At 70.4% G+C, this 16,470-nt stretch carries 12 protein-coding genes and 1 pseudogene; 8 read left to right on the top strand and 5 right to left on the bottom strand.

Going from position 1 to position 16,470, the window contains the following annotated elements; genetic code table 11:
* Positions 1-44 precede the first annotated feature (44 nt).
* Positions 45-2,354, top strand: a complete 2,310-nt coding sequence (locus tag AC0NH5_RS33395; RefSeq protein ID WP_474410935.1) for a PAS domain S-box protein — start codon at positions 45-47, stop codon at positions 2,352-2,354.
* Here the strand turns inward: AC0NH5_RS33395 and AC0NH5_RS33390 are convergent.
* A complete protein-coding gene (locus AC0NH5_RS33390) occupies positions 2,351-2,809 on the bottom strand; it encodes a hypothetical protein (protein ID WP_474410934.1) in 459 nt (152 codons plus the stop codon). The genes AC0NH5_RS33395 and AC0NH5_RS33390 overlap by 4 nt on opposite strands.
* 170 nt (positions 2,810-2,979) lie before the next feature.
* Between AC0NH5_RS33390 and AC0NH5_RS33385 the strand changes: the two genes are divergently transcribed.
* The gene (locus AC0NH5_RS33385) at positions 2,980-4,035 is read left to right on the top strand and encodes a sporulation protein (RefSeq protein WP_474410933.1); all 1,056 of its coding nucleotides are present in this window, start codon (positions 2,980-2,982) and stop codon (positions 4,033-4,035) included.
* Positions 4,036-4,215: 180 nt separating this feature from the next.
* Here AC0NH5_RS33385 and AC0NH5_RS33380 read toward each other — a convergent pair whose 3' ends face one another.
* Genes AC0NH5_RS33380 through AC0NH5_RS33370 form a run of 3 tightly spaced genes read right to left on the bottom strand, consistent with a single transcriptional unit; the run spans position 4,216 to position 8,593 of the window.
* A complete protein-coding gene (locus AC0NH5_RS33380) occupies positions 4,216-4,770 on the bottom strand; it encodes a permease-like cell division protein FtsX (RefSeq protein WP_474410931.1) in 555 nt (184 codons plus the stop codon).
* Positions 4,767-5,252, bottom strand: coding sequence for a hypothetical protein (locus tag AC0NH5_RS33375; RefSeq protein WP_474410930.1), 486 nt, complete (start codon positions 5,250-5,252; stop codon positions 4,767-4,769). The genes AC0NH5_RS33380 and AC0NH5_RS33375 overlap by 4 nt, the downstream gene beginning before the upstream one ends.
* Positions 5,253-5,263: 11 nt before the next feature.
* A complete protein-coding gene (locus tag AC0NH5_RS33370; RefSeq protein ID WP_474410929.1) occupies positions 5,264-8,593 on the bottom strand; it encodes an NACHT domain-containing protein in 3,330 nt (1,109 codons plus the stop codon).
* A 669-nt stretch (positions 8,594-9,262) separates the two neighbouring features.
* Here AC0NH5_RS33370 and AC0NH5_RS33365 point away from each other — a divergent pair.
* The 6 genes and pseudogenes from AC0NH5_RS33365 to AC0NH5_RS33340 form a co-directional block, all read left to right on the top strand.
* A complete protein-coding gene (locus tag AC0NH5_RS33365; RefSeq protein WP_474410928.1) occupies positions 9,263-10,270 on the top strand; it encodes an ABC transporter substrate-binding protein in 1,008 nt (335 codons plus the stop codon).
* A complete protein-coding gene (locus AC0NH5_RS33360) occupies positions 10,267-11,037 on the top strand; it encodes an ABC transporter ATP-binding protein (protein WP_474410927.1) in 771 nt (256 codons plus the stop codon). Before AC0NH5_RS33365 ends, AC0NH5_RS33360 begins: the two co-directional genes overlap by 4 nt.
* Complete coding sequence (locus tag AC0NH5_RS33355) at positions 11,030-11,848, top strand: ABC transporter permease (RefSeq protein ID WP_474410926.1); 819 nt, start codon at positions 11,030-11,032, stop codon at positions 11,846-11,848. Before AC0NH5_RS33360 ends, AC0NH5_RS33355 begins: the two co-directional genes overlap by 8 nt.
* A 13-nt stretch (positions 11,849-11,861) precedes the next feature.
* Positions 11,862-12,755 (top strand): TauD/TfdA dioxygenase family protein, encoded by an 894-nt coding sequence (locus tag AC0NH5_RS33350; protein ID WP_474410925.1) that lies wholly within the window; start codon positions 11,862-11,864, stop codon positions 12,753-12,755.
* Positions 12,755-14,107 carry an LLM class flavin-dependent oxidoreductase gene (locus AC0NH5_RS33345; RefSeq protein WP_474410924.1) on the top strand — a complete coding sequence of 451 codons (1,353 nt, stop codon included), beginning with the start codon at positions 12,755-12,757 and terminating at the stop codon, positions 14,105-14,107. Before AC0NH5_RS33350 ends, AC0NH5_RS33345 begins: the two co-directional genes overlap by 1 nt.
* Positions 14,104-15,432, top strand: a pseudogene (locus AC0NH5_RS33340) (MFS transporter); the annotation flags it as partial. The gene AC0NH5_RS33345 and the pseudogene AC0NH5_RS33340, both read left to right, overlap by 4 nt.
* Before the next feature lie 31 nt (positions 15,433-15,463).
* On the opposite strand, the gene AC0NH5_RS33335 reads toward AC0NH5_RS33340, so the two are convergent.
* Positions 15,464-16,063: a hypothetical protein gene (locus AC0NH5_RS33335; RefSeq protein WP_474410923.1), complete on the bottom strand. Its 600-nt coding sequence runs from the start codon at positions 16,061-16,063 to the stop codon at positions 15,464-15,466.
* Positions 16,064-16,470: the final 407 nt, after the last annotated feature.

Genomic DNA, 16,470 nt, shown 5'->3' with positions numbered 1-16,470 from the left:
CCCGGAATATCCGAATAGACGTACTTTAAGGGTGGGAGGTAGCGGTGGCGTCACGTGAGATCCCGGGGCTCCTGCTCGACACCGCCCCGGACGCGATCGTGGTCAGCCGGTCGGACGGGATCATCACCCTGGCCAACCGCCGGGCGCACGACATGTTCGATTACCCCGCCGGAACGCTGGCGGGACGCTCGGTCGACGAGCTGGTGCCCCCCGAGGTGCGGGACCGGCACCCGGAGCAGCGTGCCCGGTACCTGAACGACGGGCACCAGCCGCTGCGCAGGCTTCCGCTGCGCGGGCTGCGCCGCGACGGCAGCGTGTTCGCCGTCGAGGTCTCGCTGTCCGCGGTGACCGGGCCCGACGGCGAGACGTACGTGACGGCGGTGCTGCGCGACGACACGGCGCAGCGGGAGGCGGCACGGACCCGGGCGCTGCTCGCCTCGATCGTGCAGTCGTCGCACGACGCCATCGTGACCACCGACCTTGACGGGCGGGTGCTGTCCTGGAACCCGGGCGCCGAGATCCTCTACGGCTACCCGGCCGCCGACATGATCGGTAAACCGATCGACGAGATCATCCCGGTGATGCGGCGCACCGACGAGGAGCAGATCCGGCTGCTGGTCCGCCTCGGCGGGCGGGTGGACCGCTATCGCACGCTCCGGCAGAACTCCAAGGGCGAGACCGTCGCGGTGTCGATGCTGATCTCCCCGCTGCTGGACGAGCGCGGCACCATCTTCGGTACCACCAGCATCGGCCGCGACATCAGCGACCGGGAACGCGCCGAGGCCCGGGTGCAGGCGTTCCTGGACGCCGCGCCGGACGCGATGCTGGGGGTGGGCGAGGACGGCGAGGTGGTCCTGGTCAACGCCGAGGCCGAGCGGCTGTTCGGGCATCCCCGGTACGACCTGCTGCACATGCCGTTGCGGCAGCTGCTGCCGGACGGCCTGCCCCCGGTGTCGGCGGTCCTGCGCACCGGCGGGGACAGCACGCCGCTGGACACCGAGCGGGCCTTCGCGGGCGCGGACGAGCCGATCGACCATCGCTGGGCGTCCCGGCGCGCGCTGCACCGGGACGGGGCCGAGCTGCCCGTCGACATCGCGTGCAGCGCCCTGCACACCGACTCCGGCACGGTGATCGTGGTGGTGGTCCGGGACATCACCGAGCGCCTGGCGGCCGAGCAGGAGCGGCGCCGGCTGCGCGAGGAGACCGACCGGCAGCGGCTGGAGGCCCGGATGCAGCAGGCCCAGCGGCTGGAGAGCCTCGGGCAGCTGGCCGGCGGCATCGCGCACGACTTCAACAACCTGCTCGCGGTGATCCTGAACTACGCCTCGTTCATCGTCGAGGACGCCGCCGGCAGCCCACCGGCCGTGGACGCCGAGCAGATCGCCCGGGCCGCGCGGCGCGGCAGCGACCTCACCCACCAGCTGCTCGCCTTCGCCCGGCGGGAGGTGATCCGGCCGCGACCGCTGAACCTGAACACGGTGGTCACCGAGGTGCATCAGATGCTGGAGCGGTCGCTGGGTGAGCACATCACCCTGACCGTACGCACTACGGCCGGCCTGCCGTCGGTGATGGCCGACCCGGGCCAACTGGAACAGGTCCTGGTGAACCTGGCGGTGAACGCCCGCGACGCGATGCCCACCGGCGGCCGGCTCACCATCGACACCGCCCTCGTCGCGGTGGACGCCGACCACGCCGCCACTCTCTCCCCGGGCCGGTACGTGCGCCTGCGCGTCTCCGACACCGGCACCGGCATGCCGAAGGAGGTGATCGACAAGGCGTTCGAGCCGTTCTTCACCACCAAGCCGAGCGGGCAGGGCACCGGGCTCGGGCTGGCCACCGTCTACGGCATCGTCACCCAGGCCGGCGGCACCGTGCAGATCTACTCCGAGCCGGGCATCGGCACCACCTTCACGATCCTGCTGCCCGCCACCGAGGTGCAGGCCGTCGCGGCGCCCGCGGAGGAGTCGGCGGCCGGGCTGACCGGGCACGGTGCGACCGTGCTGGTGGTCGAGGACGAGGCCGCGCTGCGCGAGGTGACCTGCCGGATCCTGCGGCGCGGCGGTTACACGGTCCTCGCCGCGGGCGGCGGCGAGGAGGCGCTGCGGATCGCCGCCGACCACCCGGTCGACGTGCTGCTCACCGACGTCATCATGCCGGGCATGCTGGGCAAGGACCTGGCCGCGGCGGTCAGCAAGGCCTGGCCGCAGACCAAGGTGCTCTTCATGTCCGGGTACGCCCAGCCGGTGCTCACCACCCACGGCACCCTGTCGTCGGAGGTGCACCTGCTGGAGAAGCCGTTCACCAGCTCGGAGCTGATGCGCGCCCTGCACGACGAGCTGCAGGCCAAGCCCTAGCCGGTCATGAGAATCCCGAGGCAGGCGCCGAAGGCGAGCAGCACGGCGACGGCCAGCAGGACGAGCGCGGCGGCCAGGCCCGGATAGCGCTGCGGCGGGGCCCCGATCGCGCCGTCCAGGAACTTCAGCAGCGGCGCCCGGTACTCCAGCTCGACAGTCCGGCCGGGTGCGGCGACCACGGTGGTCTCGGCGGCGCCGATCCGGGACGGCACCAGGTAGGGCACGTGCACGTGCACCAGGTGCGGCCCGAGCGTCACCGCGGTCACCACCCGGCCCCAGGCGGCCGGGACTGCCTGCCCGTCCACCTCGAGCACCGGGGTGAACAGGCCGAGGAGCAGGGCGAGAGGCGCGTACTTCAGCGTGACGGCGATCTGCGAGCCGCCGTCGCCGCGCGGGGTATCGACCGGCGGCAGCCCGGGCAGGACGGGCCGGTGCGGCGGCGCTTGGACAGCCAAGGCAGAGCCTTTCGACAGGTCGCCCGGGCAGAATACCGCCGCCTCGAGGTCCGATGTGGACGCGGCGCGGTCGGCGCAAGATCCGGTGAAGTCCGGCGATTTCACAGCGGCCGTTCAGCGGGTGTTGTTATTTTCCCCCTCCTGACAGGGTTTTGAAGCGGGAGAAAACTGTGGTCTTCAAGAAGTTGCTGGGCGCCATCGGGGTCGGCGGGCTCAGCGTGGACACCGTGCTGTCCAACCCGAGCACCTACCCGGGCGCGCAGCTCACCGGCCAGGTCAACCTGGTCGGCGGCAAGCAGGACCAGGACATCGAGCACATCACGCTCGGCCTGGTCACCCGGATGGAGGTGGAGGGCGGCGGCGGTGACTATTCGGCCGTGGCCGACTTCCTGCGGGTCCCGGTCACCGGCCCGATGCGCCTCTCCGCCGGCCAGCAGCTCTCCCTGCCGTTGCGCATCGACATGCCGTGGGAGACCCCGATCACCGCGGTCTACGGCCAGCCGCTGCGCGGCATGGTGATGGGCGTGCGCACCGAGGTGGCCATCGCCCGCGCCATCGACAAGGGCGACCTGGACCCGGTGCACGTGCACCCGCTCCCCGTCCAGCAACGCATCCTCGACGCGTTCCAGCAGCTCGGGTTCCAGTTCAAGTCGGCCGACCTGGAGTACGGGCAGATCTACGGTGTCCACCAGACGCTGCCGTTCTACCAGGAGATCGAGTACTACCCGCCCGCGCAGTATTCGCACGCCGGCATCAACGAGGTCGAGCTGACGTTCGTGACCAGCCCGCACAGCGTCGAGGTCGTCCTCGAGTTCGACAAGCGCGGCGGCCTGTTCACGCCGGGCCACGACTCGTACGGGCGGTACACGGTCTCGCACGCCGACGCGGACTCCACGGACTGGCGCCAGGTGGTCAGCGGGTGGGTCAGCCAGGCGGTGGACCGGCGCAAGTCGATGCCGGGCTTCGGCGGCGGGCACGGCGGGGGATACGGGCAGCCGGCGTACGGCGCGCCCGGACACGGTCCCGGTTACGGCCAGCCGGGGTACGGGCAGCCGGGATACGGCGGTCACGGCCACCACGGTCACTACCGCGGCCACGGCCGGGGTCACGGCGGCATGGGCGGCGCGGCGATGGGCGTGGCCGGCGGCCTCGCGGCCGGCTACCTGATGGGTGAGGCGATGGAGGAGGGCGCCGAGGCCCTCGACTTCGGCGGCGACGAAGAGTGACCTGACGGTTCAGCGGAGCGGAGCGAGGAAGACTCTCGCTCCGCTCTTTCCTTATCTGGTACGACCTGGCGGAATCTGGTACGACCTGGCGGAGTCCCGTGGCCACACGCGAGCCGGCACCGGTGCGAGCCTTTGCCGCGACCGCCGGGCGGAGCTGCCCACTCCCTGCCGGACCGCTGGTCAGCAGGTGGTCGCGGCGACCGGGACGCCCCCGTCGTACTGGCCGATGCGCACCGAGTCGACGCCGGCCAGGCCCTTCACCGCGGTGTACGGGGCGCAGTCGAAGTCGCGGCCGGTGGTCTCGGTGACCACCACGCGGGGCATCGACTCCGGAGTCACCGACGGCGGCAGGGCGTCGCCGGAGTCCGTGTACGTCTTCCGGAGGTCCGCGTAGTTCTCCTCCGGGGTCCGTACCCGAACCTCCCGGCCGGGGGCAGTCCTGCTCACCTCGGCGCGGACCGCCTCGACCTGCTCCGCGGACGCCGCCGCGTCGAGGAGCACGCGAACCTCGTAGCGGCTGACCGGCACATGCCGCCAGCCGGCGAGCAGCAGCACCGCGACGGCCACCGCCACCCCGGCCAGGAGGGAGCCGGCCGAGACGGCGAGGTGGACGGGCCGCAACCGTCGCGGTTTCGCGGGCGTCGGCGCGTATCCGTGCGGGGCCGGGGCTGCGGGCGCCTGCCCGTGCGGGGCCGCAGCCGCGGGCGCCTGCCCGTAGGGCTCGGGGGCGGTCATCGGCACCCGATCACGGACGATCGGCCGGTGCCGCCGTGCACCCAGGTCACGTTCACGCTGGACACCTCGGGGCTGTCCTTGACGCCCGCCAGCACGGCGCAGTCGAAGCTCCGGCCGCTGGTGGAGAGGATCAGCTGCTCCCCGCCGTCGGCGGGAGTCACCGACTCCGGCAGCTCACCGTTCTCAGCCTCCCACTCCTTGCGGAAGCTCTCGAACAGCTCCTCCTTGGTCCGCACCCGCAGCTCACCTTCCGGAAGGGCTTTCCCCAGCGTCGCGCCGATCTCGTCCCGGCGCTCCACAGTGGTCCCGGCCTCGATCACAACCGTCACTTCGTAGCGGTGAACCGGGACGTGCCGCCAGCCGGCGAGCAGCAGCACCGCCACAGTGACCACCACGCCGACCAACAACGAGACACCGGCGACGGCCACATGCACCGGCCAGGCACGCCGCGGCGGCGCAGCGGGACCCACAGAGTCGATCACGGTGGCCCAACCTATCCCAGCGGCCGAGTCTCCGCCTCCCCGCCCGACTCCGCTGCCCAGGTGAATGCGATGAGGTCCTGCTCCGGAGTGCCGATCGACCGACGGTGAGCCACGTATTTCGCGATGGGTGCGGGATCCACGTTCTGCCGCCCCTGGATCAGCCGTGCCAGGTCAGAAGGCTCCACGCCCCGCCAGCCCAGGTCTTCGAAATCGGCCAGATTCCGAAGAAGATTGTTGATCAACGAAGTCTGGACGGGTAGCCCGGCGAACGCCCGCACCATTTCCGGAGTGGCGGAGTAGGAATTCACCTGCAGCGAGAGGAACTGCTCCGCCGGATCGGTCAGGACCGCCGCGGGGGTCAAGTCGGGACGTTGTTTCTGGATCTGCCGGAGCAGTAGGTGGGTGAGTGCGTCTTCGACGTCCGCCACATCCGTCAACGCGTGAAGGAATTGCGGGTCGTCGAGGAGGAACGGGCATCGGCACGCCAGAGCCGCCAGCGTGCGTGTACCGTCGAGTGCACCGTCCGAGCATCCGAGTGCCAGGGAAACGAGTTCCTGGACAAGACGGGGGTCGAGGTAAGCGCCGTCTCTCACGAGCCCGTCGATCAGTATCTCGGCGAACTGGAAGTCAAGCTCGTCGCGGTGCCTTTCCGCGAGGCCGAGCAGGTTCCGATACATCCTTTCGTCGTAAGGTGTGAGTCGCTCCAACGGCGGAACCGGCCATATGGTTTCCCTCGTTCGGACCGCCTGGAGAAGCATGTCACGATGGTCGGCCGACTGGATTCCGGCATGGCTGATCGTGTATTCGCCGGTCCGTAGTTGCACCTCCGTGACGAAGTCCGCGATGAGGGCTGCGGCTGCCGCCTCAGGCGAGCCACCCGTGAAACTGTCACCGGCGTAGATGACGGTGTCGTTGTCGCGGGCGAACGTGTTGAGGACGCTTCTCTTGCCGTCGTCGTCGAGTCCGGCCTGCCACAGGCGGACCGTCGACGTCCAGTATTCGCTCGTGGTGAACTCATCGATCAGAAAGCCGTCGTCCGCCGAGACCGCCAGCAGCATCGCGAGGTTCGCCGTGTAGGCGGCCAGGCCGTTGACCACGTCCTGCGGGGTGGCGGCGTACCGGCTCACGTCGGACCGGAGGCGGTGTTTGCGAGCCCGGTTGAAGAGATATCCGATGGTGCTCCGCAACGCCTCTCCGCTCGATGCCGGCAGCATCTCCCGGAGAAACTCGACGATCGGTTCACGGGTGCTCAGTGCGCGATGGCTGAGCAGTGCGAAAAGCAGATCGTCGTCCAGTGACTCGAGACGATGCCGGACGTGGAGGCGTTCCCAGTCGGATGCCAGATCGCTCAGGGCCTGCGTCACGTACTCGGCCACCAGGTACTCGCCGAAGGTCGCGTGCAGGAACTCGTAGCTCCGCATCCCCGCGCCCTGCTCGTCCTCCCGCGCCTTGGCCACGTGGATGAAGAAGAACGCAGCCACCGTGGCCTTCGCCCTGGTCAACGGTTCCACCAGGCCGACCGCCCCGCCGGGCGCCTCCACCGGCGCAAGGATCCGCAGATCGGCGCCGAGCTCCTCCTCGGTGATGAACTGACGTCCCCGGGTGAACATGGCGAACGCCGCGATCGACAGATCCCGTCGCAGCGACTCCTCCCGGTGAGACTGTTCCGCCGGGCTCAACGGGACCAGCGCCTTGTCCCGGATCTGCCGGGTGATGAAGGCGTCGAGCAGGTCCCGGTACAGCTCCGAGCTGGACAGGTTCGCCTCACCCAGCCGATGCTCCGGGCTGCTCGCCGCATAGATGGCGAGCAGGAAGAGCAGCAGCGGCTGCCGGGCCAGCTCGTTGGCGAGGACACTCTCCGCGGCGAGCGGCCGGAAGCCCTCCGAGCCGGCGTTGGCCCGGTTCCACACCTCGGTCCACCGCTCGATCTGATCGTCGGCGAAGTCCTCCAGCCGCAGCAGCGTGGCACCCGTCGGCACTCGCACCCGGTCCATCACCAGGTGGCGGGAGGTGATGATGGTGATCACCGCGTTGCCGTCGAGCCACTCGTCGCGCTGGAAGTCGGTGACCCGCTCGATGTAGTCGGTCTGCGTGGTCCCGGTCGCCTGGATCAGCTCGTCGAGACCGTCGAAGATGACCACCTTGGTCTTCGGGGACTCACGGCAGAGGACGCCCCAGTCGAGTGATTCGCGCACCGTCGACTCCAGCGCCTTCTCGATCTGGCGGTGGGGATTCGCGTCGGCGGGCGCCCGGCGCAGCTTCACCAGGATCGTGGTGAAGGAGCCGGCCGGGATGCGAGCCGCCACGACCTCACTGAGCAGCGTCTTCCCCGCACCGGGGTGGCCCAGGATGATCAGTGGTTGGCGGGCGCTGGCCGGTGTCGCGAGGTGTTCGGTCAAGAAGTGCGCCAAGTCGGTGTGTACGGGAGCGTCGTTCCACCAGAGGTCGTCGGCCGGGCGGTCGTCCTTGCCCATGGTCGCGATCCGGAAGTGCGGGCTGACGAAGCCCTCGCGGACTGTGGGGAACTCCAGACCCGCCGTCGGTGTGCGCCAGATCGACTCGTCGAGGATGCTCCTCGCCCGGCGAGCGAGTTTGCGTTCGATGTCGGTGACAGCGGCCCGGACCGGATCCAGGGACTCCAGCCGCTCGTGCAGCCCGGCCATGGAATCCGTCAGGGTGGCGACCTGCGAAGAGACCGCCGACACCGCGTCCAGCTGAATCCAGATCGCGAACTCCGGGATGTCCGCCGCGAACCGCACGAATCGCTCCCGATAGATCTCTTGGGCATGGGTGACGACGTCGACCATCTCCGCCGCGGCGCTGCCGATGCGCTCCCAGGTCTCGAGTCCCTCCAGGAAGTTCAGCAGCGACTTCGCGAGGCGATAGAACGACTCCGTGATCAGGTGCAGGTTGGCCTCGAAACCGCGCACCGGAGTCGGCATCGGCAGGACACCGGTCTCCAGCTCGCGCGGGAACGGCCCGCCACCCGCGCGCCCGGCGACCCGGCGCTTGTCGTCGTCGGTGAGGTCGAGCCCGACCGTCTCGGTGAACGCGTCGAAGAAGGCCGAAAGGCCCAGCACCGTGTGCGCCGCTTCCAGCAGCTCGAGGTGGCGTTTCCCCACCGCACCCTTGATCCGGCCGGATGCGGCGCCGGTCATCTCCCGGATCAGCCGCACCGCCTCGTTCTTCGGGTCGACCAGTGCCAGCGACCCGCCCGCGGTGAACGGCGCGGCCACGAAGATCAGGCCACCGAGCAGGTTGTCGAGCTTCTTCACACGTTCGTCGTCGCGGGCCACGATGCGCAGCGCCTCGGCGTAGCTCATCGGCGGGATGCGGCTCACGGGATTCCTAACGCCGATGTGGACGGTCTGTCATCGACCCTGGCAGCGGTGCGGCGGCCCTGTCAACGACAGCCCCGCTGCCGAGGGGACAGGCAGACGGCCCTGCGGATGCGCAGCCCGGGTCGGGAGCTGGGGTGCGTTGCGCGCCCGAAGTCGCCACGCGGGGGGCCGCCGGCTGCGGGCGTGCGGGCGGGGGGTGAGGGTGGGTCGCGCTTCAGCCCGGCGGGCGCGCTGCGGCCTGGACCAGCAGGGAGGTCGCGGGGTGGCCGGGGACTGTGCGTAGGTCGTACCAGCAAAGGAGGCGCAGGTGAGGCGCCTGCCGGAAGCATATCCCACTCACTCTATGGGAAATGTATGTGACGGGGGTCACAAAAGCACTGACGGCGGGTGGGGCGGACGTCTACGTTCAGAGGCATGAACCGGAGCAAGCGCCTGACGCGGCGCCGCTTCGTCGACCATCTCCGGGTGTGTACCTGCGCCTGTTGAGTGCGACGGCGAGGCTGCCGCCGCCCGACTGATCTTCCGAGCCGCCGGCATCGTTGCCGGGCGCTCCGTCCTTCCGCCCACGCCGCGCGTCCGACGACCGCCGGCGCGACAGAACCTGCCCGGCCGCCGGCTGCGCCTCGCGCTGCCCGGCCGATGAGACGCGACCTCTTCCAAGGAGTTCCCATGGCCACCCGCAGATCATTGTTAGCCGGCGTCCTCGCCGCGTCCCTCCTGGCCGGCTGTGGCTCCTCGGGGAGCGCCGCGGCCGCCGGTGAGCAGGTCAAGGAGTTGCGCTACCAGGGGTCGGTGGGCGCGGTCACGCCCGCCGAGCTGGCCGAGAGCCTCGGTTATCTGGGCGACGTCAAGCTCAAGTGGATCGGCAACACGATCAGCGGCCCGCAGGACATCCAGGCCACCACGACCGGGGACATCGACTTCGGCGGCGCCTTCAACGGGGCGATCGTGAAGCTGAAGGCGTCCCGGGCGCCGATCACCGCGGTGGTCGGCTACTACGGGTCGGACAAGGACAGCTACATCGGCTATTTCGTGCCGCAGGACAGTCCGATCCGGACGGCGCGGGACCTGATCGGCAAGAAGATCGGCGTCAACACGCTGGGGGCGCACTCCGAAGCGGTGATCAAGACCTACCTGACCCGCAACGGGCTCACCCCGGCGGAGATCAAGCAGGTCGAGCTGGTCGTGGTGCCGCCGGTGAACACCGAGCAGTCGCTGCGGCAGGGCCAGATCGACGCCGGCGCGCTCAGCGGCACGCTGCGCGACAAGGCCCTCGAACGCGGCGGGCTGCGGCCGCTGTTCACCGACTTCGAGCTGCTCGGCGCGTTCACCGGCGGCAGCTACGTGCTGCGCGACGACTTCATCAAGAAGAACCCGGACACGGTCACCACGTTCGTCACCGGCGTGGCCAAGGCGATCGAGTGGTCCAAGACCGAGAAGCGCGAGACCGTCGTCGCGAAGTTCCAGGAGATCCTGGCGAAGCGGGCCCGCAACGAGGACGACTCCGCGCTGAAGTACTGGAAGAGCTACGGGGTGACCAGCCGCGGCGGCGTCATCGCGGACACCGACTTCAGCGTCTGGATCGACTGGCTGAACAGCACCGGCGAGCTGAAGAAGGACGACCTGAAGCCGGCCGACCTCTTCTCGAACAAGTACAACGGGGTGGCCGCCGCATGATCCGCTTCGAAAGCGTGAGCAAGAGCTTCCACTCGCGGGGGGTCACCACCACCGCGCTGACCGAGATCGACCTGACCGTGTCGGCGGGCGAGTTCCTGGTCATCGTCGGTCCCAGCGGCTGCGGCAAGTCCACGCTGCTGGACCTGCTCGGCGGGCTGGCCGAACCGACCAGCGGCCGGATCCTGGTGGACGGCAAGCCGGTCACCGGGCCGGGGCTGGACCGCGGCATCGTCTTCCAGCAGTACGCGCTGCTGCCCTGGCGCACCGCGCAGGCCAACGTCGAGTTCGGTCTGGAGGCCAAGCACGTGCCCCGCCGGGAACGCGCCGAGCGGGCCCGCGAATACCTCGACCTGGTCGGCCTGCGCGGCTTCCAGGACCGTTATCCGCACGAGCTGTCCGGCGGCATGAAACAGCGGGTGGCGATCGCCCGCAGCCTCGCCTTCGACCCGGACGTGCTGCTGATGGACGAGCCGTTCGCGGCGCTGGACGCGCAGACCCGGGACGGGCTGCAGGACGAGCTGCTGCGGATCTGGGAGAAGACGGGCAAGACCGTCGTGTTCATCACGCACGGCATCGAGGAGGCGGTCTATCTCGGTCAGCGGGTGGCCGTGATGACGTCACGGCCGGGACGGATCAAGCAGATCGTCGACATCCCGCTGACCGCCCGGACAGCCGGCGAGGACCTGCGGTCGGATCCCGGGTTCGTCCATCACCGCCACGAGATCTGGAAGCTGCTGCGCAGCGAGCTGGAGGCCACCCGTGTCTAGCGTCACGCAGGTCGTACCCGCTGCGATCTTCTCCGCCCCGCCGCTGAGAAAGATCGCCCGGTTCGCCGCCGCCGTCCTCACCCGCGTCGTCGCGATCGCCGCGCTCGCGGCGATCTGGGAGGTCTTCCCCCGCCTCGGTGTGGTCGACGCGGTCTTCCTGCCGCCGCTGTCCGAGGTGCTCACCGCCTGGTGGGATCTGCTGGCCTCGGGCGAACTGTGGAACCACACCTCGGCCAGCCTCGGCCGGTCGGTGGCCGGCTTCGGGCTGGCGGTCGCCGCCGCCGTGCCGCTGGGCCTGCTGATCGGCTGGTACACGCCGGTGGCGAACCTGCTGAACCCGCTGCTCGAGGTGTTCCGCAACACCGCGGCGCTGGCCATCCTGCCGGTCTTCGTGCTGATCCTCGGCCTGGGCGAGACGTCCAAGGTGGCGATCATCTTCTACGGCTGCACCTGGCCGATCCTGCTGAACACGGTCAGCGGGGTCCGCACCGTCGACCCGCTCCTGATCAAGTCGGCCCGATCCCTCGGACTCGGCCCGCTGCGCCTGTTCCAGAAGGTCGTGCTGCCGGCCGCCGTGCCCACCATCTTCACCGGCATCCGGCTGGCCGGGGCCGCCTCGATCCTGATCCTGATCGCCGCCGAGATGGTCGGCGCCAAGGCCGGGCTCGGCTACCTCATCAACTACGCCCAGTACAACTTCGCCGTCGCCGACATGTACGCCGGGATCATCACGATCTCCGCGATCGGCCTCGTCGTGAACCAGCTTCTGATCGTCACCGAGCGCCGCTTCTCCACGTGGCGCACCAACTGAGGAGGTTTCGACCATGTCAGAAATCAAGAGGATCGGCGGCCGCATCGGTGCGGAGGTCAGCGGAGTCGACCTGAAGCAGCCCGTCGACGAGGGCACCGCCAAGGAGATCCACGACGCGCTCGTCGAGCACAAGGTGCTCGTCTTCCGCGGCCAGCATCTCGACGACGAGCAGCACCAGCGCTTCGCCTCCATCTTCGGTGATCTCACGCTGGCGCACCCGACCGTCCCGTCCGTGGACGGCCAGGCCAACGTCCTGGAGGTGGCCGCCGGCGAGGGGGCCAGGGCGAACGCCTGGCACACCGACGTCACGTTCGTGGTCGCCCCGCCGAAGGCCACCACGCTGCGCAGCCTGGTCATCCCGCCGTACGGCGGCGACACCCTGTTCTCCAACACCGCTGCCGCGTACGCCGACCTGCCCGAGCACCTGCGCCTGCTCGCCGACCGGGCCTGGGCCGAGCATTCCAACGCCTACGACTACGCGGAGCACCCGCAGTTCCGCTCGCAGGAGGTCGAGGAGTACCACAAGGTCTTCGTCTCCACCCGGTACCGCACCGCCCACCCGGTGGTCCGCGTGAACCCCGACTCCGGGCGGCCGAACCTGTTCATCGGCAACTTCGTCACCGGCATCCTCGGCCTGTCGAAGACCGAGTCCCGCGACATCCTGCGGCTGCTCCAGCACTACGTGACCCGGCCGGAGAACACGCTGCGGCACAAGTGGCAGGTCGGCGACATCGTGGTCTGGGACAACCGCAGCACCCAGCACTACGCCGCCGACGACTACGGCGACCTGGCCCGCAAGCTGCACCGCGTCACCGTCGCCGGCGACGTGCCGGTCGGCCTGGACGGCACCAAGAGCTACATCCTGGAGGGCGACGAGGCCACCCACTACACCCCCCAGGTGCAGTGATGACCCGTCCCGGGCAGTTGCACCTCAACGCCTTCCTGATGAGCGTCGGCCACCACGAGGCGTCCTGGCGGCTGCCGGAGAGCGACCCGTACGCCGACCTCGACGTCGAGCACTTCAAGAACCTGGCCCGGATCGCCGAGCGGGGCCGGCTCGACTCGGTGTTCCTGGCCGACGGGCCGGTGCTCTGGGATCAGGTGGGCCGCCGGCCGTCCGGCGTCCTCGAACCGACCGTGCTGCTCACCGCGCTGGCCGGGGCGACGTCCCGGATCGGCCTGATCGCCACGGCGTCGACCACCTACAACGAGCCGTACAACCTGGCCCGCCGGTTCGCCTCGCTGGACATCGTCAGCGGTGGCCGGGCCGGCTGGAACATCGTCACCACGGCCGGGCTGGACGCCGCCCGCAACTTCAACCTGGACCACCTGCCGGCGCACCGCGAACGGTACGAGCGGGCCGCCGAGTTCGTCGACGTCTCGCTGAAGCTCTGGGACTCCTGGGACGACGAGGCGATCCTCGCCGACAAGGAGCGGGGCGTCTGGGGCGACGACGACAAGATCTACCCGGCCGCGCACCAGGGCCGGTTCTACTCGGTGGCCGGGGCGCTCAACGTGCCGCGGTCCGCGCAGGGGCACCCGGTGCTGGTCCAGGCCGGGTCGTCGGAGAACGGGCGCAACTTCGCGGCGAAGTACGCCGAGGCCGTCTTCACCGCGCACCAGACGCTCACCGACGCGCAGGAGTTCTACGACGACCTGAAGCGGCGGGCGGCGGAGCACGGCCGCGACCCGGACCACGTCAAGATCCTGCCCGGCATCGTGCCGATCATCGGTGCGAGCCGGGAGGAGGCCCGCGAGCTCGAAGCCGAGCTGGAGCGCCTGATCCGCCCGGAGTACGCCGTGGTGCAGCTCGCCGGGCTGCTCGGCATCGACCCGGGTGAGCTGAAGCTCGACGAACAGCTGCCGGCCCAGCTGCCCGAGGAGGAGCAGATCGAGGGCGCCAAGAGCCGCCGCACCCTGGTCGTCAACCTCGGCCGCCGGGAGGGCCTGACCGTCCGCCAGCTGATCGCCCGGCTCGGCGGCGGGCGCGGGCACCTGACCTTCGCCGGCACCGCGGTGCAGGTCGCCGACCAGATCGAGCAGTGGTACGAGTCCGGCGCCGCCGACGGGTTCAACATCATGCCGCCGGTCCTGCCGTCCGGTCTCGAGGCCTTCGTCGACCAGGTGGTGCCGATCCTGCAGGAGCGCGGGCGGTTCCGCACCGAGTACACCGGGCGCACCCTGCGGGAGCACTACGGCCTGCCCCGGCCGGCGAACCGCAACACCGCCGGCCACCGGCAGGTGGTCCCGGCCCCGTGACCTCGTCGGCACAGCGCCCCGGTGACGACTCCGTCGCCGGGGCGCGGGCTCCGGTCGTACCCCGTCGTGCCGAAGCCCTCCTCGGCGGTCTCTGCCTGGCCACCGCCGCCTACTCCGTGCTCCAGTCGCTGGTGGTCCCGGCGCTCGGCGTGTTCCAGCGCGAGCTGGAGGTCACGCCCGGTGGCGCCGCGTGGCTGCTGACCGCGTTCCTGCTGAGCGCCTCGGTCTCCACGCCGGTGCTCGGCCGCCTCGCCGACGTGCACGGCAAACGCCGGGTCCTGCTCGCCTCGCTGACCGCGATTAGCCTCGGCGCCCTCGTCTCGGCAGCCGCCACCACGCTGCCGGTGATGGTCGCCGGCCGGGTGGTCCAGGGCCTCGGCGGGGCGGTCTTCCCGCTCTGTTTCGCCCTGGTCCGCGACCACCTGCCGGCCCACCGGCGGCCACGCGCCTTCGTCGTGATCTCTACGGTGATGAGCGTCGGTGGCGCTGCCGGGACCATCACGGCCGGCCCGATCCTCGCCGTGCTCTCCTCGCGGTGGCTGTTCCTGATCCCCGCCGTCGTCTCCGCGCTGGCGATGATCCCGGTGCTCCTGCTGCTCCCGCCCGCCCGGCCCGCGGGCGGGAACACCACGATCGACTGGTACGGCGCCGCCCTACTCGCCACCTGGCTCGGCCTCCTGCTGCTCGCCCTCAGCACCGGCTCCCCGTGGCCCGCCCCCGTGGCCGCCGCGCTCGCCGTGATCTGGTGGCGCGCCCAGCGCCGGGCCGCCCACCCGCTCGTCGACCTGCGCACCCTCGCCCTGCCGACGGTGCGGGCGACCAACGCGGCCACGTTCCTGCTCGGGTTCGGGATGTTCGGGTCCTGGATGCTGATCCCGCTGCTCGCCGCCGACCGGCTCGGCGCCGGCCCCACGCAGGTGGGGCTGGTGATGCTGCCGACCGCGCTCGGCAACCTGCTGGTCATGCCGGTGCACCGCCGCCTGACCGCCCGGCAGGGCCCGCGGGCGGCCCTGGCCGCCGGCATCGCGACCGCCGGCACGTCCTACGCGGGGCTGGCGATCTGGCACGCGAGCCTGATCCAGGTCGGTCTCGGGGTGCTGGTGATGGGCGCCGGGATCGGTCTCGCCTTCGCCGCGGTCGGCGCCCTGGTGGTCGAGGCGGTCCCCAGCGAGCAGACCGGGGTGTCGGCGGCGGTCAACACCGTGATGCGCACGGTGGGCGGAAGCTTGGGCGCGGCGGTCGGGGGCGCGGTGCTGACCTGGTCACCGGGGGAGTCGTCTTATGTGACCGCGCTGCTGCTGTACGCGACGGCACTGGCCGGAGCCCTGATGTGCGCCGTCCGGGTGCCGCGGCCGGTCAGATCGGCGCCGACTGCTTCCGCGCCTGCGTCACATCAGCCATCAGCCGATCCCACTGCTCGTCCTGCTGGAACCGCGCCAGCCGCACCGACTTCGCCGCCCGTGCCGACGTGTACTCCCACCACGCCGCCACCCGCACCGGCCACAACCCGACCCGGACCGCTCCCGCGATGAAACACCGGTGCGCCAGCAGCGTGGCGGCCAGCATCTCCGGTTCCAGCTCCACCTCCGGATCGTCGATGGCCTTCCCCAGCATCCGCACGTCCCGGTGCATCTCCGAATAGGCGACCAGGCTCGGCATCGCCGGCACCATCAGCTCGTCCTCCGGGTCCACCACCGAGTCCGCGTAGACGGGGGTGAACACCACGTCGTCCACCGTCACGATCAGCGGCAGCACCTCGCGCCGCCGCTTCAGATCGATCTGTACGGCCGGCGCACCGGTCGGCACCATCACGTCATAGGCTTCGATGACGTCCCGCAACGCGATCCGGACCGTGTCACCGATCGCCGGGACGTGCACCGTCACCAGCCCAGGCCCGTAGTCGACCTCGGTGCCCGGCACCTCACGCACCAGATCGGCGAGCTCATCAGTCCGCATGCGCTCGTTATATCGTCCCGCCGCACCTTTCACCCGCCTGCCGCGGCCTCAGCGTCTCACTTTCGCCTTCCTTCTTCGGTACGACCTCGTCGAGCACTCGCCGATGTGGCCGCGATCTTGCTGCCGGGCAGGCCGCGGCGGGTTCCGGCTGAAGACTCCGGTCGCCCTGCGACCCTCCCCGCCATCCTGTCTCCAGGCTCGTTCACGCGTCCCCGCGGATGTGACGGGCGTCGCGGGCACCCCGGGTTGGCATCGCGTGACGGGGGTAGTAATGTTTTCCGAGCCGCCAGGGAGACGGGCGAGCGAGCGGGACCCGTGAGGGGCTCGAGCCGGCCGTCCTGACGGAAATCCTAATGTTGATCGCGCGGTCGTCGATCGTGCGGTTTCGTGGGGTGCCCATTCGATTG

Source organism: Actinoplanes sp. 13, assembly GCF_056134165.1.
Note: the sequence above shows the minus strand (reverse complement) of the source record. Positions and strands in the feature narration are given on the sequence as shown.

Bases quoted from the DNA above. Each gene is read 5' to 3' on its own strand.
- AC0NH5_RS33335 (WP_474410923.1), bottom strand. From the start codon at position 16,063: ATGCGGACTGATGAGCTCGCCGATCTGGTGCGTGAGGTGCCGGGCACC.
- AC0NH5_RS33350 (WP_474410925.1), top strand. From the start codon at position 11,862: ATGTCAGAAATCAAGAGGATCGGCGGCCGCATCGGTGCGGAGGTCAGC.
- AC0NH5_RS33360 (WP_474410927.1), top strand. From the start codon at position 10,267: ATGATCCGCTTCGAAAGCGTGAGCAAGAGCTTCCACTCGCGGGGGGTC.
- AC0NH5_RS33365 (WP_474410928.1), top strand. From the start codon at position 9,263: ATGGCCACCCGCAGATCATTGTTAGCCGGCGTCCTCGCCGCGTCCCTC.
- AC0NH5_RS33380 (WP_474410931.1), bottom strand. From the start codon at position 4,770: ATGACCGCCCCCGAGCCCTACGGGCAGGCGCCCGCGGCTGCGGCCCCG.
- AC0NH5_RS33345 (WP_474410924.1), top strand. From the start codon at position 12,755: ATGACCCGTCCCGGGCAGTTGCACCTCAACGCCTTCCTGATGAGCGTC.